The 22314-nt window shown below is 43.4% G+C and carries 19 protein-coding genes; 9 read left to right on the top strand and 10 right to left on the bottom strand.

Going from position 1 to position 22314, the window contains the following annotated elements; genetic code table 11:
• Window positions 1-14: 14 nt before the first annotated feature.
• A complete protein-coding gene (locus H4I94_RS13190) occupies window positions 15-1190 on the bottom strand; it encodes a thiolase family protein (RefSeq protein ID WP_261183384.1) in 1176 nt (391 codons plus the stop codon).
• A gap of 117 nt (window positions 1191-1307) precedes the next feature.
• Window positions 1308-1829: a GspH/FimT family pseudopilin gene (locus H4I94_RS13195; protein ID WP_261183386.1), complete on the bottom strand. Its 522-nt coding sequence runs from the start codon at window positions 1827-1829 to the stop codon at window positions 1308-1310.
• A 382-nt stretch (window positions 1830-2211) separates the two neighbouring features.
• Between H4I94_RS13195 and omp38 the strand changes: the two genes are divergently transcribed.
• Both omp38 and H4I94_RS13205 read left to right on the top strand, forming a co-directional pair.
• The gene (gene omp38, locus H4I94_RS13200; protein ID WP_261183387.1) at window positions 2212-3276 is read left to right on the top strand and encodes an outer membrane protein Omp38; all 1065 of its coding nucleotides are present in this window, start codon (window positions 2212-2214) and stop codon (window positions 3274-3276) included.
• Between the two features lie 142 nt (window positions 3277-3418).
• The gene (locus H4I94_RS13205) at window positions 3419-4246 is read left to right on the top strand and encodes an alpha/beta fold hydrolase (protein WP_261183388.1); all 828 of its coding nucleotides are present in this window, start codon (window positions 3419-3421) and stop codon (window positions 4244-4246) included.
• 60 nt (window positions 4247-4306) lie between these two features.
• Here the strand turns inward: H4I94_RS13205 and H4I94_RS13210 are convergent, their stop codons facing one another.
• The 3 genes from H4I94_RS13210 to H4I94_RS13220 all read right to left on the bottom strand — a co-directional run bounded on the left by H4I94_RS13210 (window position 4307) and on the right by H4I94_RS13220 (window position 8239).
• Window positions 4307-5767 (bottom strand): amino acid permease, encoded by a 1461-nt coding sequence (locus tag H4I94_RS13210; protein WP_131272671.1) that lies wholly within the window; start codon window positions 5765-5767, stop codon window positions 4307-4309.
• 9 nt (window positions 5768-5776) lie between these two features.
• On the bottom strand, window positions 5777-6802 hold the full coding sequence (locus H4I94_RS13215; RefSeq protein WP_092820397.1) for a class I SAM-dependent methyltransferase: 1026 nt from the start codon (window positions 6800-6802) through the stop codon (window positions 5777-5779).
• A 66-nt stretch (window positions 6803-6868) separates the two neighbouring features.
• Entirely contained in the window at window positions 6869-8239 is a 1371-nt protein-coding gene (locus H4I94_RS13220; protein ID WP_261183389.1) for a uracil-xanthine permease family protein, read from the bottom strand.
• A 174-nt stretch (window positions 8240-8413) separates the two neighbouring features.
• On the opposite strand from H4I94_RS13220, the gene typA reads away from it, so the two are divergent.
• The 3 genes from typA (at window position 8414) to H4I94_RS13235 (ending at window position 11735) form a co-directional block, all read left to right on the top strand.
• Window positions 8414-10246, top strand: coding sequence for a translational GTPase TypA (gene typA, locus H4I94_RS13225; RefSeq protein WP_261183390.1), 1833 nt, complete (start codon window positions 8414-8416; stop codon window positions 10244-10246).
• 208 nt (window positions 10247-10454) lie between these two features.
• Entirely contained in the window at window positions 10455-10892 is a 438-nt protein-coding gene (gene mscL, locus H4I94_RS13230) for a large conductance mechanosensitive channel protein MscL (RefSeq protein WP_092820394.1), read from the top strand.
• A 144-nt stretch (window positions 10893-11036) separates the two neighbouring features.
• Complete coding sequence (locus H4I94_RS13235; RefSeq protein ID WP_261183391.1) at window positions 11037-11735, top strand: HAD family hydrolase; 699 nt, start codon at window positions 11037-11039, stop codon at window positions 11733-11735.
• Here H4I94_RS13235 and H4I94_RS13240 read toward each other — a convergent pair.
• The gene (locus tag H4I94_RS13240) at window positions 11716-11997 is read right to left on the bottom strand and encodes a peptidylprolyl isomerase (protein WP_261183392.1); all 282 of its coding nucleotides are present in this window, start codon (window positions 11995-11997) and stop codon (window positions 11716-11718) included. The genes H4I94_RS13235 and H4I94_RS13240 overlap by 20 nt on opposite strands.
• Window positions 11994-12854, bottom strand: coding sequence for a bifunctional DNA-formamidopyrimidine glycosylase/DNA-(apurinic or apyrimidinic site) lyase (gene mutM, locus H4I94_RS13245; RefSeq protein ID WP_261183393.1), 861 nt, complete (start codon window positions 12852-12854; stop codon window positions 11994-11996). The genes H4I94_RS13240 and mutM overlap by 4 nt, the downstream gene beginning before the upstream one ends.
• 575 nt (window positions 12855-13429) lie before the next feature.
• On the opposite strand from mutM, the gene H4I94_RS13250 reads away from it, so the two are divergent.
• The 3 genes from H4I94_RS13250 (at window position 13430) to H4I94_RS13260 (ending at window position 17686) form a co-directional block, all read left to right on the top strand.
• Entirely contained in the window at window positions 13430-15535 is a 2106-nt protein-coding gene (locus tag H4I94_RS13250) for a TonB-dependent receptor (protein WP_261183394.1), read from the top strand.
• A 15-nt stretch (window positions 15536-15550) separates the two neighbouring features.
• Window positions 15551-16660, top strand: a complete 1110-nt coding sequence (locus H4I94_RS13255) for an NADH:flavin oxidoreductase/NADH oxidase (RefSeq protein WP_092820388.1) — start codon at window positions 15551-15553, stop codon at window positions 16658-16660.
• A 99-nt stretch (window positions 16661-16759) separates the two neighbouring features.
• Complete coding sequence (locus H4I94_RS13260) at window positions 16760-17686, top strand: AEC family transporter (protein WP_261183395.1); 927 nt, start codon at window positions 16760-16762, stop codon at window positions 17684-17686.
• Between the two features lie 81 nt (window positions 17687-17767).
• Here the strand turns inward: H4I94_RS13260 and H4I94_RS13265 are convergent, their stop codons facing one another.
• Window positions 17768-18574: a tetratricopeptide repeat protein gene (locus H4I94_RS13265; RefSeq protein ID WP_261183396.1), complete on the bottom strand. Its 807-nt coding sequence runs from the start codon at window positions 18572-18574 to the stop codon at window positions 17768-17770.
• Between the two features lie 364 nt (window positions 18575-18938).
• Between H4I94_RS13265 and H4I94_RS13270 the strand changes: the two genes are divergently transcribed.
• Window positions 18939-19184 (top strand): hypothetical protein, encoded by a 246-nt coding sequence (locus H4I94_RS13270; RefSeq protein WP_261183397.1) that lies wholly within the window; start codon window positions 18939-18941, stop codon window positions 19182-19184.
• A gap of 55 nt (window positions 19185-19239) precedes the next feature.
• Here the strand turns inward: H4I94_RS13270 and H4I94_RS13275 are convergent, their stop codons facing one another.
• On the bottom strand, window positions 19240-19965 hold the full coding sequence (locus H4I94_RS13275; RefSeq protein WP_261183398.1) for a YgfZ/GcvT domain-containing protein: 726 nt from the start codon (window positions 19963-19965) through the stop codon (window positions 19240-19242).
• 122 nt (window positions 19966-20087) lie between these two features.
• On the bottom strand, window positions 20088-22223 hold the full coding sequence (locus H4I94_RS13280; protein WP_261183400.1) for a multicopper oxidase family protein: 2136 nt from the start codon (window positions 22221-22223) through the stop codon (window positions 20088-20090).
• Between the last annotated feature and the right edge of the window lie 91 nt (window positions 22224-22314).

The raw sequence follows: 22314 nt of genomic DNA on the forward strand, positions 1-22314 counted from the left end.
GCTTCGCAAGGAGATTAAAGCAACTCAATCGCCACAGCAGTCGCTTCACCGCCACCGATACACAGTGCCGCAATGCCTTTTTTGCCACCCGTACGTTTTAAGGCATGAATGAGCGTCAAGATAATGCGCGAACCGGTAGAACCGACAGGATGACCGAGTGCACACGCACCGCCGTTAATGTTGACTTTAGCCGGATCAAGCTTGAAATCATCCATAGGACACATGGTCACCATGGCAAAAGCTTCGTTAATTTCCCAAAGATCAACATCTTGAGCATCCCAACCGGTTTTATTTAAAACTTTCTGAATGGCACCGACTGGAGCAATGGTAAATTCTGAAGGATGCTGTGAATTAGAAGCATAAGCCACAATTTTTGCCAGAGGTTTTAAGCCCTTAGCTGAGGCATTTTCACTTGAGGTGAGCACAAGGGCAGAGGCGCCATCTGAAATCGAACTGGCATTGGCCGCAGTAATCGTACCATCTTTGGCAAATGCAGGACGTAGCGTTGGAATTTTTTCAATATTGGCATTGAAAGGCTGTTCGTCTTTATCTATCACGACATCGCCTTTACGGGTAGATACCGTGACGGGGACGATTTCATCGGCAAAGTAACCTTCATTGACCGCGTTTTGTGCACGTTGTAATGAACGAATCGCAAAGGCATCCATTTGTTCGCGCGTATAGCCACGCGTATTTGCCATGTCTTGTGCAAAAGAACCCATTAAACGGCCCGTTTCTGCATCTTCTAAACCATCCAGGAACATATGGTCTTTGATTTCACTATGCCCCATGCGCAAACCGCTACGCGCTTTAGGCAATACATAAGGGGCATTGGTCATCGATTCCATGCCGCCTGCAACCACAATTTCAGCAGAACCGGCTTTAATCATGTCAGCCGCTTGCATCACAGCTTTCATGCCAGAACCACATAACTTATTAATAGTCACTGCACCGGTTGAATCAGGTAAGCCGGCTTTGCGCATTGCCTGACGGGCAGGTCCCTGCTTCAGACCGGCAGGGAGCACGCAGCCCATAATGACTTCTTCGACATCGGTTGCTTGTAATCCTGCACGTGCAATCGCTTCCTTAATACATGCTGCGCCAAGTTCTGGGGCTGTTACACTGGCTAAGCTACCTTGAAAGCCGCCCATTGCAGTACGTGCACCATTTACAATTACGATGTCTGTCATTGTTGTTTCTCCGAGATTGATTTTTTTAAGGAATTATTTTTCCAAGCTTAAGCAGTATATTGAAAAATGAGCCGGAATAAAGAGGGGATGGCAGCATGTCTTTAGACTGAGAAGTTTTTAGCAGAGGGAGAGGGTTTCTATCCGCATATGTCCCATGGCACTCAAAACCAGTTTCCGGTGATGATCAGAAACATTTGAACAATAATAAAAACTGCCATTTGAACCTATAGGCAGGCCATTTTCAGCTTGAAACGTTAGGCTGGGGGCACTCAGCGTTCCTCTCCAGTCTAGATGCCCGTATTTTAACTTGGTTGATTCTGTATAGATAATTTTTTCGCCTGTATCAATTTGTCTATTTTTATTGCTGTCGAGAAAAACCAGTAAACCGGCAGTCCATTGATTTGTTTGACAATTCACTTTATTTTGACTTGGACACAACACCACATTGCTATGATAGAGAAGGGCTTGAGATTTGGCCAAATGAATTGTTGAAATCAGTTTATGCGTAGTGTCGTTGACTTCCTGTTTGGCTCTTATTTCTTGAAAATAAGGTAAAGCGATGGTGGCCAGAATTGCAAAAATAGCCAAAGTAACGATTAGCTCAACCAATGTGAACCCATTTTTTTGTTGAAAAAGCATTTAAAGTAATCCTGCAATGTATTTTTTTTTAATTATGTGTGTTATTAATATTTTGTTTTTTAATTGTTTTTTTGCGATTAATATTTATTTTTCAACTTTATAAGAAAGCTGTTAAAATAATTCGCAAGTGACGATAAGCTATTCATAAGAATAAATTGAGTAAAAATTTACCGAATTACAACGGAAATTGTAAGTAATTTTGTCAATAATTTACTTGATTAAAATTATCAAGCACTTGGAAAAAAAATAAAGTGTTTGTATGATTCACTGTGAATAGCTTAAGAATTAAGAAAAAAACTGGGGTATAAGAAAGCCTATCTCAGAATAGTCAAATTCTAGGCTTGAGCTTGAACAACAATTGTTATCTCTGGAGGATAAATCCATGAAAATGAGTCGTATTGCTTTAGCAATGCTCGTTGCTGCACCTTTAGCAGCTGCTAACGCTGGCGTAACTGTTACTCCATTAATGCTTGGTTATACATTCCAAGACACTCAACACAACAACAGCCGTGGCAACTTAACTAATGGTGGTCAAGAGCTTCAGGACGATTTGTTCGTTGGTGCAGCACTTGGTGTTGAATTAACTCCATGGTTAGGTTTTGAAGCTGAATACAACCAAGTGAAAGGTGATTCTGATCTTGTTGGTGGTGGCAGCGCTGACTATAAACAGTCTCAAATCAACGGTAACTTCTATGCGACTTCTGATTTGATCACTAAAAACTATGACAGCAAAATCAAACCTTACGTATTGTTAGGTGCTGGTCACTATAAATATGAGCTTGACAGCGCTGCTGGCCGCGATACTCGTGGTCTTGAAGAAGAAGGTACTCTTGGTAACGCTGGTCTAGGTGCATTCTGGCGCTTAAACGATGCTTTATCTCTACGTACTGAAGCTCGTGCTACTTATAACATCGACGAAGACTTCTGGAACTATACAGCTTTAGCTGGTCTTAACGTAGTTCTTGGCGGTCACTTGAAGCCTGCTGCTCCTGTAGTAGAAGTTGCTCCAGTTGAGCCTGTAGCTCCAGTTCAACCAGCTCCACAAGAGTTGACTGAAGACCTGAACATGGAACTTCGTGTGTTCTTTGATACAAACAAATCAAACATCAAAGACCAATACAAGCCAGAAATCGCTAAAGTTGCCGAGAAGTTGGTTGAATATCCAAACGCTACTGCTCGCATCGAAGGTCACACTGACAACACTGGTCCACGTGCATTGAACGAACGTTTATCTTTAGCTCGTGCTAACTCTGTTAAATCTTCACTTGTAAATGAATACAATGTAGATCCAGCTCGTTTGTCTACTCAAGGTTTCGCTTGGGATCAACCGATTGCTGACAACAACACTAAAGAAGGCCGTGCTATGAACCGTCGTGTATTCGCGACTATTACTGGTAGCCGTACAGTTGTTGCAGAACCTGCTCAACAAGCGCCTGCAGCTCAATAATTTATTATTGAACTGAGTGAAAAAAGCAGCCTTAAGGCTGCTTTTTTTATGTGCTACATAAGCATAACTTGTTTAATACACAGTTTTATTTTGATCTTGTTCTAATAAACACCCATATAGACAATAAAAAGAGGGTGACAAAATGACGCAGATGTTAACGACAACAGATGGAACCTCGATTTATTATAAGGATTGGGGAGAGGGACCGGTTGTGGTCTTTTCTCATGGATGGCCTTTATCCAGTGATGCTTTTGAAGACCAGATGTTATTTCTTGCAGAACATGGCTATCGGGTGATTGCATTCGACCGACGGGGTCATGGACGCTCGAGTCAGCCTTGGGCTGGGCATAATATTGATCAGTATGCACAAGATATGCATCAACTGATTGAGCATCTTGGGTTAACCGAGTTCGCTTTAGTCGGACATTCTACCGGTGGGGCCGTCGTGACCCGTTATACGGCAAAATATGGTCAGCATAAAGTCACTAAACTTGCGCTTATTGCGGCGGTAACACCTCTCATGATTAAACGGGCTGATCATCCAGACGGTGTAGATTCAGACGTGTTTGATGAGATGCGCGCTAATTTACTGGCCAATAGAGCCGATTTTTACCTGGATTTTGCTAAATCATTTTATGGCTATGACAAGCTGTTAAATAAAACCTCAGAAGGGGTAATACAAAGTTTCTGGCGGATTGCCATGCAGGGTTCAATCAAGGCGCATTACGATTGTATCCACGCATTTTCAGAAACCGACTTACGTGAAGATTTAACCCGGATTACTGTACCGACCTTGGTGCTTTATGGAACAGCAGATGACATTGTTCCGTCAGAAATTTGCAGTCGGCAAACCGTCAAACTTTTAAAGCATGGCGTAGAAGAGCAGATTAAGGGAGCACCGCACGGGTTATGTACCACCCATAAAAATGAAGTCAGCTTTGCCTTGAAGGAATTTCTGGCACATCATTGAACGATACGATAAATAAAAAAAACAGCCTAAAGGCTGTTTTTATTTATTTATATACTGCATTTAGTCCTGATCAGGATTCATGGGTTTGACATCCATATCTTGATAAGAAACCAATTTGGTTTTGTTTTTCCATTTATAGCCCAGCCAGATTGCCAGAAATAATGGAATACTGATATAGGTAGATAACACACCGAGCCAATCACCCGTAATAAAGGCTTGATAGTTCTGTCCAAGTACGACAATCGTACACAGAATAAAGGCAAACCACGGGGCAAATGGGAAAAACTTGGCTTTATACGCTAAATCTTCCAGTTTATAACCCTGTGCCAAATAACCTTTACGGAAACGGTAGTGTGAAATGGCAATACCCAGCCATACAATGAATCCGCACATGCCTGACATATTCAGCAACCAGCTAAACACTTGCTGTTCCCCAATGAAAGTCGTGAGGAAGCAAAGTGCGGCAATTGCAGTGGTGGCATACAGTGCATTCATCGGTACGCCGCGTGCATCCAGTTTGCCAAAGATTTTTGGTGCACTGCCTTTGCGAGCCATGTCAAACAGCATACGGGTCGATGAATACATGCCTGAGTTACCTGCAGACAAAATTGCAGTTAAGATTACGGCATTCATTAAACCTGCGGCAAAAGCAAAACCGACTTTTTCATACAATAGGGTAAAAGGTGAGAGGGCGATATTTTCACTTGCGGCCGCTTGTAACAGGCGTGGATCATCATAAGCCACCAAAGTACCAATGATGAAAATACACACCACATAGAACAATAAAATACGCCAGAAAATTTGCTTGATGGCCACCGGAATAGTCTTTTTAGGGTCTTTCGATTCACCTGCGGCAACCCCCACCATTTCTGTGCCCTGGAAGGAGAATCCGGCAATCATGGCGACACCAATCATGGCCTGCAAACCACCAACAAAGGGTGCATCACCTTTGGTCCAGTTGGCAAAGGTCACCATATTTGGCGTCAGCATGATTTTTGCAATCATGGCAATACCAATAATGATAAAGACAATAATGGCAATCACTTTGACCAAGGAGAATAAAAACTCACTTTCACCAAAGCCTTTTACAGAGAGTGAATTAATGGCAAAAATCACGCTAAGAAAAATGGCACTCCAGTAGAATCCGGGAATATCAGGAAACCAGAATTTCATAATAAACTGGACTGCCACCAGTTCAAAAGCAACCGTAATGGCCCAGTTGTACCAATAGTTCCAGCCTAGAGCAAAGCCAAAACCGCCTTCTACATATTTTGTACCGTAGGTAAAGAAGGCACCCGAGGTCGGGTTATGTGTCGCAAGCTCGCCCAGACTGGTCATCAGGAAATAAATCATGATCCCAATCAGGCAGTAAGCCAATAAAGCACCGCCCGGACCTGCATTGGCAATGGTTGCACCAGAAGCCAGGAATAAGCCTGTGCCGATAGAACCACCAATGGCGATCATATTCAAATGACGTGCACCCAGCTTACGCTGTAAATGTGCAGATTGAGTTTCGCTCATCGTTGTTCCTTAAGATTTCTTTTCAGTGCTAGCGAACAGCACTTTAAAGCCTTGTTGATCGGCTTTGGTTGTACATTTGCCAAAGCTTTGTTCAATGAGTAATGGATAATTTAAAAAGCGGTTTGCCACAATCCAGAGTTCACCACCCGATTTCAAATGACGGCGTGAAGTCTTGCACAGGCTTTCGCTGGCATCATAATTGGTCTGAATGCCTTGATGGAAAGGCGGATTGCTGACGATGGCATGCAAGAAAAGCGGCGCATCTTCAATACCGGTCACAGCGGTAATTTCCAGCTGTTCGGGAGAAAGGCCATTTTTTTCAAACGTCATGCGGGTTGAGGCCAAAGCAAAAGCATCGACATCCAGCGCAAAAATACGGTTTTTCGGATTCAGTTTTGCCAGATAGGCACTGATCACACCGGCACCACAGCCAAAGTCGGCAATTTTACCTGAAGTAACCTGTGATAAAAACGGTAAAAATACCGCTGTACCGACATCTAAACGATTTTGGCTGAATACGCCGGGCAGGGCACAAATAGTGAGATCACCTTTCGGTGTTGCTACCGTATATGCTTGAGCCCAGTCTGCCAAAGCCTTTTCTTGAGCCGTCGATTCAACCTTGACCTGCCAGAGCTGGCAATGACGTGCACTGTCCAGTTTAATGGCTTTACCATAAGGCTGGAGCTGTTTGGCTGCGCGTTCAACGCCGCCTTTTTTCTCACCCACCAGGAAAATGGAAGCACCTAAACCTAGACGGCTGACGACATTATGCAGCACATAATTTAGGAGTTCTTTGGACTTCGGTACAAAGATAATGGCCTGGTCAAAACTGCCTTCAGGAAGCTCTACGCCAAAATGGACATTGGCCTGTTGCGACTGAAAATATTGAAATTCATTATAATTCCAGGTCCAGAAACAAGGGCTGATGTCTTTTCCTAGATTGGAAAGTAACTCATCCGTAGGTGCATTGACCAAAAGCACACGTCCAGAAAGATATTCATGCTGCCGAATGACAACTTCACTTCTTGGATCCATTTTTTTATCTCGCCATTGAAAAACTCTGCCCAGACAATGCTGGGCAGAGTTGATGCTGAAATGAAATTATTGCTTCGATTCAGGAAGAATAATATTTAAAAGCAATGCTGCAATACCGCCAGTCGCTACGCCAGAACTGAAGATGTTACGGAATAATTCAGGAAGATGTTCCAAAATTTGTGGGACTTGTGCAACACCCAAACCGAGTCCCAGTGAAATCGCAATAATTAACAGGGCACGACGGTCAAGATGAATCCCTGACAGGATATTAATACCAGACGCCGCTACCGCACCAAACATCACCATCACAGCACCGCCGAGTACGGCTTGAGGGACTGCTTGAATCACGCCGGCAACCGCAGGCAACAAGCCTAAAATCACCAGTAATGCTGCAATCCAGATACCCACATAACGGCTTGCAACCCCGGTAAGCTGAATGACGCCATTATTCTGTGCAAACACCGAACTCGGGAAAGTATTGAATAAGCCGGCAAGCAGAGAGTTGGCACCATTCACCAGTACCCCCCCTTTAATACGTTGCATCCATACCGGGCCATCGACTGGCTGGTTGGAAATCTTTGAAGTGGCGGTAATGTCACCAATGGCTTCCAGTGATGTCACCAGATAAATAAATGCCATTGGAATAAACAAGCTCCAGGAGAAGCTTAAGCCAAAATGCATCGGGGTTGGAATTTGAATCATCGGCGCATCTTTCAGGCCTGAAAAATCAAGATGTCCCATGAAACCGGCAAGAGCATAACCAATAATCAGGGCAATCAGAATGGCTGAGCTTTTGATCCAGGTAATACGGATACGGTTCAGGACAATAATAATTGCCAGTACCGTACAGGACATGATCAGATTGTCGGCATTGGCAAAGGTTTTGTCACCCATGGCCTGATAACCGCCACCCATACTGATTAAACCTTCTTTAATTAAGGTCAAGCCAATCAGCAGCACGACAATACCTGTAACCAGGGGCGTGATCAGCCGTTTTACCCAAGGTAAAATACGTGAAACACCCATTTCAATGAATGAGCCGGCAATTACTACACCAAAAATAGAAGCCATCACTGCTTCAACAGGGGTGCCTGCCGCGACCATCGCTGAACCAATGCCGATAATCGGGCCAATAAAGTTAAAACTGGTGCCCTGTACAATTAAAAGACCTGCGCCCAAAGGACCAACTTTTTTACATTGTAAGAAAGTTGCAATCCCCGAGATCACCAAGGACATGGAAAGAATCATGTTGGTGTCTTCTTTGGATACGCCTAAAGCAAGACAGATCAAAAGACCTGGGGTGACAATCGGGACAATAATCGCAAGTAAATGTTGCAGGGCAGCGAGAAAAGCAATAAGTGGTTTGGGGCGATCGTTTAATCCGTAGACCAAATCAAGACGATCTTGTTGTTTGGGAGAGTTTTCTAAATCAGACATGTAAAAAAAGGTACAGCAGTAATTTGGCGTTATTCTAATCGAGTTACAGTACTTTACAAACCGAAAAAGGGATGAATAGTCAAAAAAACTTGTAACTGTCAATAAACTGTCACTATAAAAAGCTAAGTTTTTTCTGTATAATTTGCCCTCAAATTTAAAGCGTATCGAATTTACATGTCAGATATTAAAACTCTCCGTAATATTGCCATCATCGCGCACGTCGACCATGGTAAAACGACTTTAGTCGACAAACTTTTACAACAATCAGGTGCTTTGGGTGAACGCGCGGGTGAGATCGAGCGTGTTATGGATTCAGGCGCTATTGAAAGTGAACGTGGTATTACCATTCTTGCAAAAAACACTGCAATCAAATGGTTAGATAAACGTACAGATACAGAATACCGTATCAACATCGTGGACACCCCGGGACACGCCGACTTCGGTGGTGAAGTTGAACGTGTAATGTCTATGGTTGACTGTGTACTTCTTCTTGTCGATTCTCAAGAAGGTCCAATGCCACAAACCCGTTTCGTAACGCAAAAAGCGTTCGCACGTGGCTTGAAACCAATCGTGATCATCAACAAAGTCGACAAGCCAAATGCGCGTCCTGACTGGGTAATTGACCAGGTATTCGACCTGTTCGACAACCTGGGTGGTACTGACGAACAGTTAGACTTCCCGGTAGTTTATGCTTCTGGTCTTCGTGGTGTGGCGGGTCCGTCTCCAGAAGAACTTGCTGAAGACATGACACCATTGTTCCAAACAATCGTAGACATCGTTGAACCACCAGCAGTTGACGTTGATGGTCCATTCCAGATGCAAATTTCGTCTTTGGACTATAACAGCTTCGTTGGTGTAATCGGTGTTGGTCGTATCCAACGCGGTTCAGTAAAATTAAACACACCTGTAACTGTTATTGATAAAGAAGGTAAGACACGTAACGGTCGTATCTTAAAAATCATGGGTTACCACGGTCTTGAGCGTATTGACGTTGAATCTGCTTCTGCTGGTGACATCGTATGTGTCACAGGTATGGAAGAGCTTCATATCTCTGACACGATCTGTGATCCTAAGAACGTTGAAGGATTGCCACCGCTTTCTGTAGATGAACCTACAGTTTCGATGACATTCCAGGTTAACAACTCACCGTTTGCCGGTAAAGAAGGTAAATTCGTAACTTCACGTAACATCCGTGAACGTCTTGACCGCGAATTGATCCACAACGTGGCACTTCGTGTTGAAGATACAGACAGCCCTGACCGTTTCAAAGTGTCTGGTCGTGGTGAACTTCACCTTTCAGTTCTGATTGAAAACATGCGTCGTGAAGGTTTCGAGATGGGTGTATCTCGTCCGCAAGTGATCTTGAAAGAAATCGACGGTCAAATGCAAGAACCGTACGAAAACGTAACTTTTGACGTGGAAGAACAGCACCAAGGCGCTGTGATGGAACAAATGGGTCACCGTAAAGGTGAGATGACCAATATGGAAGTTGACGGTAAAGGCCGTATCCGTATTGAAGCAACTGTTCCTTCACGTGGTTTAATTGGTTTCCGTTCTGAATTCTTGACCATGACTTCTGGTACAGGGATCATGACATCAAGCTTCTCGCACTACGGTCCTATGAAACAAGGTACTGTTGCGAAACGTCAAAACGGTGTATTGATCTCTATGGTCCAAGGTACTTGCCTGGGCTATGCATTGTTCAGCTTGCAAGACCGTGGCCGTCTATTCGCTAAACCTCAGTTAGAAGTTTACGAAGGTATGATCGTGGGTATTAACTCCCGTTCAGACGACATGGTAGTGAACCCGACTAAAGCCAAGCAGTTAACCAACGTACGTGCGTCAGGTACTGATGATGCTTTAACATTGGTTCCAGCAATTGAATACACGCTTGAACAAGCGCTTGAATTCATTGAAGATGACGAGCTGGTTGAAGTTACACCGAAATCAATCCGTATCCGTAAGCGTTGGTTGACTGAAAACGAACGTAAACGTAACCGTTCTTAATGATTTAATTGAATCAGGTTTAGAGTGAAAAAATGCTATCACGTCAGTGGTAGCATTTTTTTTGTTTATAATTAGAAAACCATTATGTTCAAGATGTTAAATTCCAAGTAAATTATAAGGAATTATGAACTGTTATTCGTGCTTAAAAGGATAGGACAGTTTTCAAAATACTTTAAAAGAATAGCATCAAGAAAAGCTGGAGAAAGTTATGAGTATTATCCAAGAATTTAAAGAATTTGCCATTAAAGGCAATATGATGGATTTAGCGATTGGTGTCATCATTGGTGGTGCTTTTGGTAAAATCATTGATTCTTTGGTTAAAGACATTATTATGCCTTTAATCACGGTTATTACGGGCGGCGGTGTCGATTTCACCCAGAAATTTTTTGTGCTTGGCAGTAACCCGAATAATTTGCAGTCTTTAGCTGAATTGCAAAAAGCAGGTGTGAATGTCTTAACTTATGGTAATTTTTTAACTATCTTCATAAACTTCCTTATTCTTGCCTGGGTGGTTTTCTTGCTGGTTAAACTTATGAACCGTTTGCGTAAACAGGAAGGTCCGGTAGAGGAAACACCGACTACCCCAGCCGATATTGAATTGCTGCGTGAAATTCGTGATGAGTTGAAAAAACGTCCGCAACTTTAATAGCTGAAAAAGTAAAAAAAAACGGCACTCTTTGTGCCGTTTTTTATTTTTACTCATAAATGTTGGTTTGGATTTTAAATTTAGATTTTAGATCTAGTGTCTACCTCTTTGTGATGTTCGACCTTCTGTTTTATGGACCAACCCATGCTGAAATTGGTGATTTTTGATCTTGATCGTACCTTGTTGGACTGGGATCGGACACAGCGCTTTGCCAGACAGCAGTTGAATGAAAAGATTGTTCAGCACCTGTCTGTAGATGTCTTTTGGCAGGCCTATGAGGTATTGCATGACACCTTGTGGGACGCCTATATGCAACAGGATTTAACGGTAAGCGAATATCGTCTATATCGTTATCTCAAGCCCTTACAGCAATGTGGTATTGATGATGTGGATTTGGCGACAACATTAAACCAAAGCTTCATGCAGCATGCTTTACAACATCATCATTTTTGTGAGGGTGCAGAAGAGGCATTAAACCTATGCCAGGCTTTAGGCTTACAGATGGCAGTACTGACCAATGGACCTACACAAGGTCAATTGCAAAAAATCCGTCATCTTCATTTAGAGCGTTGGTGTACACATTATTTTATAAGTGATGAGCAGGGTGTTGCCAAACCCTATCCCCAGGCATTTTTAAACGTTTGTCAGGCTTTTAGGCTTCATCCACAGCAATGCTTAATGGTTGGAGATGACAATGAAGTGGATATACAAGCAGCACAACAGTTAGGGTTGCACACCTACTGGATCAGTCCTGCTCAGCAGCAAGATACAGAAATTCAGCCCCATACATGGACTGAATTCTTAAGTGACTTAAAACAGATGTTTAGTCCATGCGAAACTTAACTTCAACCAGGTGAAAACCAAACTGACTTTTGACAGGACCGTGTAAAACACGTTCAGCTGCGGTAAAGACCAGTTTATCAATGACTGGCACCAGTTGCCCTTTCTTGACTTCACCTAGCTCACCGCCTTTTTTGCCCGAAGGGCAGGTGGAATATTGCTTCGCAATTTTTGCAAAGTCAGCACCGGATTGAATACGCTTTTTGAGTTGTTCGCAGGTCTCTTTATCTTTGACAAGGATGTGACGCACAATGGCTGTTTTCATGAAGTTTTCCCTCGCGCCTTGGCAACACGTTGAGGCGTCACTTTGGCTTTTTTTAAAGGTTGGCATTCAGGACAGAACACAGAGGCACGTTGTCCAAGTTTTATATTTTCAAGCGTGGTTTCGCAGTTCACACACATTTCACCGGCACGACCATAAGCAAGCAAGGTTTGCTGAAAATAACCATTTTCACCCATTGCATTGGTATAGTCACGCAAGGTAGAACCCCCTAAATCTATGGCTTGCTGCAAAATACGTTTAATTTCAGTCACAAGTTTTTCAATCTGTGCAAAGCTTAAATCTTTTGCAGGTTGTGCCGGGTGAATGCCTAAATTAAACAAACTTTCTGTCGCGTAGATATTGCCCACGCCAACCACAACATGGTTATCCATAATTGCAACTTTAGTGCCAACCTGTTTGTTTTTGAGTTTCTCAGCCAAGTAGTTTGCATTGAAATCATCGCTCAAAGGTTCAGGACCTAAAGTGTCAATCAGTTTGGTCTGAGTCGCAGCATTTAACCATAAAATACAGCCAAAACGGCGAGGATCGTGATAACGCAGTTCAATATCTTCAAATTGAATGATCAGATGATCGTGTTTACGCAGTTCATCTGTTGTTGTACACAATCTGAAGCTGCCCGACATACCCAAATGCCAAAGCATGCTGTCCTGTTCAAATTCAGCCAGAATATATTTGGAGCGGCGGGTCAGCTGAACTAATTTTTGCCCCACCAATTTCTGTATATTTTCAGGAATAGGCCAACGTAAGCTCGGTTGACGGACTTCTACCTTTAAGACGGTTTGCTCCAACAGTGGCAAGAGACTGGTTTTGGTGGTTTCAACTTCAGGTAATTCGGGCATGGCAGATCAGAGACAGGAGAATAGGGCTAATATTGGGCGATTTCAGCTTGATTGCAAGTAAAAATGCGAAAGGAAAACCAGAAAAATGGCCGATTATTTTATTTTGATGCACCTAAAAAATGTCGACATCAGAGATTTTTTTTTCATCAGCCAAAAATGTTCAGGATAAAATTTTTTGTTTCCCGTACACGAGGTCCTGAACCGGTTTGAAATACTGGACTGTAGGCGACACACATGAACAAATGGCGAGGCATGCTATGAATGAAGATGCCGGTTTCACAATGGCTTGCGGTTTAAAATATAGCGGCTGGTTTCATTTCCATCCAAATGCCATTTCAGGTGTGGCCATTAACCGGATACATGTCAACGACGTGTAACAATCCCTGTATTTAATGCCAGTGCGGAATATAATGTGGAATTGAATGACAGTCCTAATCCCACCCAATGACTGATGATTCGTCCAAACTTGCAAGATGTGATCCATCCAGGATTAACCTACAATGTGAATAATGCATTCGTGTTAGGCTGAGGATCAAAAATCGCGTTCTAACTGAGAAGAAGGCAGGTACAGGCCCATGCAAAGTAAAAATCTGATGATGTCCTTCCATACGAGTTTGCTTTGCTTAACAGCATGCATCTGCCAAAATCTATATGCACAAACAGGTTCTGCGGAACCTGTTTTGCTTCCTATCCTAAAAATAGAAGCGACACGTACGGATACCGAATGGCTGCAAACACCGGCTTCTGTATATCGAATCGAACAAGATAGCAAGGCTAATCATCTGGGGGTCAATCTTTCTGAAACCTTACAAGGTGTGCCAGGGCTACAGTTGAATAACCGTGAAAATTACGCACAGGATTTACAGATTTCCATGCGCGGCTTTGGTGCACGTTCAACTTTTGGGGTGCGTGGTATCCGTTTATATGTTGACGGTATTCCAGCAAGTATGCCGGATGGGCAGGGCCAGACCTCAAATATCGATTTAAGCAGCCTGGATCATATTGAAGTGTTGGGTGGGCCATTTTCTGCACTGTATGGCAATTCTTCTGGCGGCACAATTTTAACCACGACCAAACAGGGCGAAGGCCAAGATTCCATTGAACTGGGTTATTCAGGGGGCAGTCAGCATAAAAGCCGTGCCGATGTGGTGTTGCAAGGTGGTGCAGATCAAGCCGGTGAGCCGAGCTATGTGGTCAGTTCATCCTATTTTGATACCGATGGTTATCGTGAGCATAGCGCGGCCAGAAAAGTACTCAGCAATGCCAAACTGACCTGGAACCTGGATGACGGTTCCAGGCTGAACTGGATTGTGAACCATGTCGATATTAATGCGGATGATCCGCAGGGCTTGAATCGAAACCAGTGGAAAAATAATCCTAAACAGGTCAATGATGCTTCCAACCAATACGATGTGCGTAAAGAAATTAATCAGACCCAGACCGGTCTGACCTGGTCAAAACCAGTCAGCGATCAGCATGAACTGTATGCCATGGCTTATCTGGGACATCGTGAAGTCATACAATACCAGTCGATTCCTCGGACACCGCAAAATAACCCGCGTCATGCCGGTGGAGTGATTGATTTCAGGCGTGATTATTACGGTACGGACTTGCGCTGGACCGGCAAAGATTTGCTGCCCAATACACGTCTGACCGCGGGACTGGCCTTTGACTATATGGATGAAGACCGTCAGGGGTATGAAAACTTTAATGCCAATGGGCAGTTTGGCGTAAAAGGTAATCTACGCCGGGATGAGCAGAATATCCTCTGGAATCTGGATCCTTATTTGCAGGCCTCCTGGGATTTCATGCCAAACTGGACTTTGGATGCAGGGCTGCGTTATAGCAATGTGCATTATGAGTCCAAAGATCACTATATTGTCACAGGCAATGGCGATGACAGCGGCAAGACCGACTATGAAAAAGTGCTGCCTTCGGCGGCTTTAAGCTGGAAAATCAAGGATCAGCTGAATGCCTATGCCAGCTATGCCAAAGGTTTTGAAACACCGACCTTTACCGAAATGGCCTATTCCGCAAATGAGGGCATAAACTTTAATTTACGCCCTGCCAGCAGTGATAATTATGAGCTGGGTGTAAAAGCGAAAAATGCATGGGGGGCTTTCACGGCTGCAGTTTTCCAAAGCAAAACCCGAGACGATATTGTCTCTGCGGGAACAATAGATGGCCGTGCGACCTATAAGAATGCGGATAAAACGCGACGTGAAGGGATAGAGCTGTCCTGGAACAAAAATCTATGGCGTGATTTAACTGCTCAAGCCAGCTACAGCTATATTGATGCTACATTTGACGCAGCGATTCCGGACAGTACGGTGCAGAAAGGCAACAAGATTCCCGGCATTGCCAAAAATCAGGCTTTTGCCTCTTTGGGCTGGCAGCCGGAAACCGGCTTTAATGCGGGTGTTGATGTCCGTTATATGGACAAAATCTATGTAGATGATGCAAATAGCGATGCCGCACCAGGCTATAGCTTGGTTTCGGCCAATGCAGGATATGTCTGGAAACAGGCCGACTGGAAAGTCCGGACTTTTGCTAGAGTTGATAATATCCTGGATGAGGACTATGTCGGTTCAGTGATTGTCAATGATGGCAATGGGCGCTTCTTTGAACCCGCGGATGGTTTGAACTGGAGTGCGGGATTAAGTGTGAGCAAAGTATTCTAACAGAGGGGGCCAAGCGTGGCGTTATTATTTCAACCGATTCAGTTTGGTTCATTAAAACTGAGCAATAAAATTGTGATTGCTCCAATGTGCCAGTATTCGGCAACAGAACAGGGCGAAGTGACTTATTGGCATGAACAGCAATGGGCCAATTATGCCTTGTCTGGTGCAGGTTTATGTATTGTTGAAGCAACAGCAGTGCAAGATGAAGGGCGGATCAGTTATGCCGATTTGGGGCTGTGGAATGATACCCAGCGTGATCAGATTAAGGCATTGCTGACAAAAATAAAGACACTTTCGCCTATGCCTTTTGCAGTACAACTGGCACACGCAGGGCGTAAATCTTCTACCGATAAACCCTGGAATGGAAAAGGCCAATTTAAGCCGGAAGAGACTCATGGCTGGCAAACAGTTTCTGCCAGTGATTTGCCGTTTAATCCGACTGATCACCCGCCACATGCGCTGAGTAAAGATGAAATCCGGCAAGTGATTCAAGACTTTGCTAATGCGGCCAAGCGTGCGGTAGATGCCGGGTTTGACCTGATTGAAGTACATGCAGCCCATGGCTATTTGCTGCATCAATTTATGTCGCCGTTATCGAATCAGCGTCAGGACGAATATGGCGGCAGTTTCGAGAACCGTATTCGCTTAACGCTGGAAGTTTTTCAGGCCATGAAGAATGCAGTTCCTGAAGGTTATCCTATAGGCGTGCGTATTTCTGCAACGGACTGGATGGAGGGGCAGGACAGTTGGGATATCGAATCTTCAATCGGTCTGTCCAAAGCTTTAGAGCAATTGGGCGCCGTATATATTCATGTGTCGAGTGGTGGCTTGCATGCCCAACAGAAAATTGAGCTACAACCAGGGTATCAGGTGCCCTTTGCTGAAGCCATCAAGAAAACAGTCAATATCCCGGTGATTGCCGTGGGTTTGATTACAGAAGCGATGCAGGCCGAAGGGATTTTGCATTATCAGCAAGCTGACGCAATTGCTCTAGCACGTGCTATGCTGTATGACCCGCGCTGGCCATGGCATGCTGCAGCAGAATTGGGTGAAAATATTCAAATTGCACCGCAATATTTGCGTTGTCAGCCGCATGGGTTAAAAGCATTGTTTCGTGCTTTTTAATACTCCATCCCGATATTTCGCTTGAACATTTTAATGCTCGGACTCTGATCCATCAGGGTCTGATCAGGTAATTTTATTTATTGAAAGGACAAATTCCATATGGTCTTTTCGGTCATCGTGCCGATCTTTTTCTTATTGGCCTTCGGTTATCTCTCGGTAAAATGGCAACTTTTAAGCAAGGTACAGCTCAATAGCGTTGGTGCTTTTGCTATTAAAATTGCTTTGCCTGCCTTGTTTTTACAGTCGCTTGCGTCAAAAGATTTGCATGAAATCTGGTATCCCCAATACTTCTTTGTCTATAGCGGCGTGACTCTTATTTTATATGTGACAGCTTTTTTTATTGTTTCACATTATTTTAAAAATAACCGTTCACAGTCTTCGGTTCTGTCGCTGGGTGCGGCAATGTCGAATACCGGACTCATTGGTACTGCGGTATTGTCTTTGTTGCTGGGGCAAAAAGCGATGACCTATACCTCTTTGGTCGTGATCATTGAAAGTGTGCTGCTTATTCCGGCAGTGCTGATTCTGGCTGAACTGGGAAGCTCGCAACAGGCCAATTTTGCCCAGATTCTCCAGAGTACAGTGGTCACTTTATTGAAAAACCCTTTGTTTATGGGCGTCATGCTGGGGATGGCCTGTGCCATTTTCCAGATTGAAATTCCTCGGCAGCTGGATCAGGTTTTGGCCATGATCGGACAAACCGCGTCGCCTCTGGCCTTGTTCTCGATTGGTGGGGGAATTGTGGGGCTGACGCTGAAGTACGTAAATGTACAAAGCTTTTATCTGGTGATTTCCAGCAACCTGATTATGCCTTTGCTGATGTTTCTGGGGTTGAGTTATTTCACCAATGTGAGTCAGGAGATGGTCTATGCCGGAACCATTATTGCCGCTTTGCCTATGCCGACCATTTTTGCCATGTTAGGTCAGGCTTATGGTTTAAATGAAAAAACTTTAACGCCTTTATTGATGAGCACCATTTTAGGATTCATTGTGGTGAGTGTGTTAATTAGTGTCTGGTGGGCTTAAAATTTTTACGCTCAGCCTGGATCACAAAAGAACCGCTATAAAAAAGCCCCGGATTCTGGGGCTTTTAAAACATCTTGGCGCTTAGCTTTTCTTTGCTTCTTTAGGCGGATTTTTGGCCTGTTCGGCAATCATTTTATCCACCACAGCTAAAGATTCTTTGGCTTGCGGGACATTTTCTTTGGCTAAAGCCTCAAAAATCTTTTTCGCTTCAGGCAGGTTTTGCGGAACGATTTTACCGTTTGCAAACATGTTGCCCACAGCCATTAAAGCGGGAATATAACCTTTTTGGGCCAGATCCTGAATGCTCTGTAAGCCTTGCTTAATCGGGGCTTCGTTTTTGTTTTTAAAACCCTGACTGATGTCATATAAGGCTTTGGCATGAATGGCCTGATAATTGCCTTTTTTGATCAGCGGATCTAGTTTTTGCAAAGCCAGTTTATCTGATGCGGGTGTACCTTCAGAAAACAGTAATACGGCTAAATCGACACTGGCATCATCGAAGCCTTGCTTAGACGCTTTTTCTAAATACTGTTTGGCTTTTTTAGTGTCCTGAGGAAGGCCTAAAGTCCCGGTGATGTGGTTTTTACCCAATACATAGTTTGCTACCGGATAGCCTTTGTTTGCAGATTCCTGATACAGCTTGACGGCTTTTTTCTCATCTTTGGCAGTTCCCTGTCCGGTTTGGGTCAGGTAGGCCAGATTATAAAGTGCCTGGGCATTTCCTGTTTTGGCTAATTTATCCAGTTCCTGATAAGCACCTTTCATATTGTTGGCTTTGACCAGGGTTTCTATTTTGGCAAAGGCCGGATCAACCGAAGTGGTTGCCATTTCAGCCATTGCGAAATTTGAAGATAAAGCGATAAGGCCGGCAAGTATAATTTTTTTCATATTTTTAAAAACCTTTTATAAACATGCACATAATTCCATTTATGTGTTTAAAATGAATGTGGACCACTTCATACAACATCATAAGTTTATTTATGCGAATGTAAATACATGATGTGTGCATTGCAATAAGATTTCATCGATATTTACATAATCATTACTGGAGGAATTCTGTGCGGACAATCTTAAACCCAGCTTAAGCGATTTGAATGCTTTGTATATCAATTGTCTTGTGTCTAATAAATTGAAAACCTTCAAGTCCAGGCACAGATAAAAAACAGATGAAAATATGCCGTGGCGAAACGGTACTTTGTTTTTAAGCCAATCTTTGTTTAAATCGCGACTGAATTAATGTGTGAGTAGATGAATGTTCATTAAAGCGATTAAACGGGCCTATGATCGAGTCAATCTTGACAGTACGATTGCTGAAGAAGAAAAAATTGACGCATTGCTGATGAAACTGGGGGCTGAATATTTGGTCAGCAAAGAGGACCGTGTCTATATCTTTAAAAAAGGTGAAATTGAAGCAAAATTTGATGCCAAGCATGCGCGCGATTATTCATTTAAAGAATATGTCTGCAAAGACATGAACAAGCTGTTTCATGGTTTTTAATCAATCAAAAGCCTCCATTGTTGGAGGCTTTTTTATGAGGTTTAATCTTTAGAATTTATTGTGGACGCGCCACATCGCCATTTAAGGCTTCAGGCAAATCTAACACTTGCAGCCCTAATTCAGCCAATGCTTCCGGTTTAGCCACGACCAATGCCTTATAACCGCCATCAACAGCAATGCTATTGACCACTTCAACATCATTATTCAGTTGGGTTGCAGCGGCAGGGGCATCACCTGTTCCTTGAACCAAATGCAGCCAGTGTTTTGGTTTTGCCTTAAACCACAGACGCGCAATAATTTCCTGACCCAAATAGCAGCCCTTGTCGTAATGTACGCCTTCACGCTGATGCAAACGCAGTTCTTGCGGCTGGAATTCTTGAGCGGTGGTTGCTTCAATCCAGGCTTGACCGGCTTCAATCGCTTGAAGCTGCCAAGCGGCGATATCGGTTTCGTTTGCGGAAAAGTCAGTACTGGCGCCATTGAGGGTAGGGTAAACTTGGCCGACTTGTTCCAGTTTCATTTTTGAAAAAGCACCAAACTTTTTAATGTGTTTGGCAAATTCTTCAGCCTGATCGGCAGTGACCACAATTTCAAAACTTTCCGGATTGATTTTTTTTAGCCATAAGCCAAACTGGATACGTCCTTTTAAACTACAGATCGCGGTATAGCGAGTCAGGTTTTCTGCCAAAGCTTCAGTATTTAAAGTGACCTGACCTTGAAGGAATTTTTGCGCATCTACACCATTTAAAGTGAATAGCGTAAAAGCAGTAGACGTTGCCATGACCAGCCTCTGGGTAAATTTCACAAATTGTTAATGCAGATATTTTGCAGCAAGCAAGACAGATAGGCAAACAAAAAGCCCATATTGCTATGGGCTCGCAAGATTAAACAGGATACTTCAGGTCAGTGATGTACTGGTGGTGGAGTATTACAGTCAAACTTGTCACCACAGATGCGGACAAATTCCATCATGCCCTGATCTTCATGATCCAGAATATGGCAGTGCTGAACAAAATCACCTTCAAATTTTTTATAGTGTGATCTAAGGATGATACGATAGCCGCCCGGTTTCACAAAGATGGTGTCTTTGAATACACCTTTTAAACCACGGTATTGGGCATCAACCACGCCACCTGTTTCATCTTTAACCTCATTGTCGGCAACACTGACATCAACACCATCAGGATCTAAAATTTTGACAATTTGGAACGGGTTGATGTGAATATGGAATGGATGCCCGCCGACTATACTTCTGAGTTCCCACTCATCTGTTGCTCCAACTTGTAATTGACGCACATAATGGCCATTAATAGAGCCCGGACCTTCAAACAGATCTCCAAAACTAAGAGAGCTGGTTGGGTTGTTTATATCATGGCTGAAGCCAAATTTAGGGCCTCCAGGGGAGCCAAAACCACTGATAATAAATGAATTAAATTGAGTTGGTCTTGCCGCAACCTGTTGATCGATTTCCGGGGTCATCAGTGAGGCGTGATCCGCAAATGCTGAAAGATTGAGTTGTGAGAGCTGAGCTTGAATCTCTTTGTTTAAACCAATTTTTTTCGCCTGTGCTTGCAGAAACTGGGCTGCTGTTTGTGCTGGCTGTTTGCTGGCTTTGACATTGACCCATCCAATCAGTTGTGCGTTTAAAGGGTTATTCGGTGCGAGTTGGGGCTGGATTTGGTCGGGTAATGCTGAATTGATTTGGTCATCCACATTTAACACTGTGTCATAAATACAGTATTTATTGCTGGTCGGGAAGGCAACCATGGCATCTTGACGGTAACCCGGATGGAATACAGAGAGTGTTCGGGTTTGTACATGATTCATGGTCAAACCATCTTGGGCAATGGTGTTGACCTGTAAACTTTTCAGGCGATCAAACGCCTCTTTCTGGTTTTTTTCTTGATAAGATGAACAGGCCTGAATGGTTTGTTCGGCAGTATAGTTTTTAGATTCAGGAAGTTCTTTAATCATTAAACCGATGGTATCTCGAACACCGCCATGAATCATGCGCCAACGATTAAATTCATTCTGCTCTGCTTTCATCTCGCCTAAAACTTTGCCATTGATGGAGGTGTGATATTTATCCGCTCCCCACGTGGCCGGAGAATTCAGGCCGGAATTAACATAATCTTCCAGTATCCCTATCCCTACACAATTATCGGGATTGGTAAGGGTGCCGTCTGAAGCGTTGCATCTGTATTGAATTTGTTGAAATAACAGGATTTTTTCATTCGAATCGCTGTTTTTGGCTTTATCTTTCCACAGAATATCCATATCTCCAGTTTCGGTGATTTTGCCTTGTTTATATTTTGGCACTCTGGAACCTTCAACAATGAGTGGACCGGCCATACCGCTGGAGACTTGAATCGCTGTTGAGCCGTGCACGTGAGCATGATACCAAAAGGTTCCAGCAGGATGGTTTTTTTCAATTTTATACTGATAATCAAATTTTTCTTGTGGGGCAATTCTTACGAAGACATTATCACCGTTACCTTGAGGAGTGACCCAGAACCCATGCGTATGAATGTTGGTGGTATTGAAGCAATTTGGATTGTTGATATTCTCTACATGATGAGGACAGGTTTCTTCCGATTCGGCTGGAAGCTGGTTATTTACGTTCAGATTCAGAGTTTCACCTTGTTTGATACGAATTTGTGGTCCCACCAAGAGATCGTTAACGTAATCCCCCTCTTGTTTTTTATTCAATAAGCTGGGGTTGGTTAAATAGCCTCGCAAGAGAACTGGATTCCATACTTTCGTATTGGGGTTATAGAGCTTATTGAGTTTATAAGTAACAACAAGTTCGTGTTTGCCCTTGGCATTTTTGGGTAATAAGGGCGGGTTGCTAATCACTGAATCAGATGCTTCGGAATTAGGGTGAGAAGGGTGTGACGGGTTGAATGGCTGGGATGGGTTAGAGTGATGTGGTGGATGGGCTGGATGCGATGGGCTGGATGGATGTTGAGCTCCATACCAACTGGAGATCAAAACTGCCAAACCCACAGTGATGATTCCAATAATGGCTATTTGCAACATTTTATTTCACCTTCTTTGGTTTTTTTGTAATGAGGTTTTTTTTATTGAACAATAATTAAATTCTTAAGAAAGGCTTGATTATAGGGGAATC

It is taken from the genome of Acinetobacter sp. T_3_1, assembly GCF_025377055.1.
Lineage (GTDB): Bacteria > Pseudomonadota > Gammaproteobacteria > Pseudomonadales > Moraxellaceae > Acinetobacter > Acinetobacter kookii.

What these genes read in the sequence shown, in the direction of transcription:
- H4I94_RS13190 (WP_261183384.1), bottom strand. Translation starts at nt 1,190, where the DNA reads ATGACAGACATCGTAATTGTAAATGGTGCACGTACTGCAATGGGCGGC.
- H4I94_RS13195 (WP_261183386.1), bottom strand. Translation starts at nt 1,829, where the DNA reads ATGCTTTTTCAACAAAAAAATGGGTTCACATTGGTTGAGCTAATCGTT.
- omp38 (WP_261183387.1), top strand. Translation starts at nt 2,212, where the DNA reads ATGAAAATGAGTCGTATTGCTTTAGCAATGCTCGTTGCTGCACCTTTA.
- H4I94_RS13205 (WP_261183388.1), top strand. Translation starts at nt 3,419, where the DNA reads ATGACGCAGATGTTAACGACAACAGATGGAACCTCGATTTATTATAAG.
- H4I94_RS13210 (WP_131272671.1), bottom strand. Translation starts at nt 5,767, where the DNA reads ATGAGCGAAACTCAATCTGCACATTTACAGCGTAAGCTGGGTGCACGT.
- H4I94_RS13215 (WP_092820397.1), bottom strand. Translation starts at nt 6,802, where the DNA reads ATGGATCCAAGAAGTGAAGTTGTCATTCGGCAGCATGAATATCTTTCT.
- H4I94_RS13220 (WP_261183389.1), bottom strand. Translation starts at nt 8,239, where the DNA reads ATGTCTGATTTAGAAAACTCTCCCAAACAACAAGATCGTCTTGATTTG.
- typA (WP_261183390.1), top strand. Translation starts at nt 8,414, where the DNA reads ATGTCAGATATTAAAACTCTCCGTAATATTGCCATCATCGCGCACGTC.
- mscL (WP_092820394.1), top strand. Translation starts at nt 10,455, where the DNA reads ATGAGTATTATCCAAGAATTTAAAGAATTTGCCATTAAAGGCAATATG.
- H4I94_RS13235 (WP_261183391.1), top strand. Translation starts at nt 11,037, where the DNA reads ATGCTGAAATTGGTGATTTTTGATCTTGATCGTACCTTGTTGGACTGG.
- H4I94_RS13240 (WP_261183392.1), bottom strand. Translation starts at nt 11,997, where the DNA reads ATGAAAACAGCCATTGTGCGTCACATCCTTGTCAAAGATAAAGAGACC.
- mutM (WP_261183393.1), bottom strand. Translation starts at nt 12,854, where the DNA reads ATGCCCGAATTACCTGAAGTTGAAACCACCAAAACCAGTCTCTTGCCA.
- H4I94_RS13250 (WP_261183394.1), top strand. Translation starts at nt 13,430, where the DNA reads ATGCAAAGTAAAAATCTGATGATGTCCTTCCATACGAGTTTGCTTTGC.
- H4I94_RS13260 (WP_261183395.1), top strand. Translation starts at nt 16,760, where the DNA reads ATGGTCTTTTCGGTCATCGTGCCGATCTTTTTCTTATTGGCCTTCGGT.
- H4I94_RS13265 (WP_261183396.1), bottom strand. Translation starts at nt 18,574, where the DNA reads ATGAAAAAAATTATACTTGCCGGCCTTATCGCTTTATCTTCAAATTTC.
- H4I94_RS13270 (WP_261183397.1), top strand. Translation starts at nt 18,939, where the DNA reads ATGTTCATTAAAGCGATTAAACGGGCCTATGATCGAGTCAATCTTGAC.
- H4I94_RS13275 (WP_261183398.1), bottom strand. Translation starts at nt 19,965, where the DNA reads ATGGCAACGTCTACTGCTTTTACGCTATTCACTTTAAATGGTGTAGAT.
- H4I94_RS13280 (WP_261183400.1), bottom strand. Translation starts at nt 22,223, where the DNA reads ATGTTGCAAATAGCCATTATTGGAATCATCACTGTGGGTTTGGCAGTT.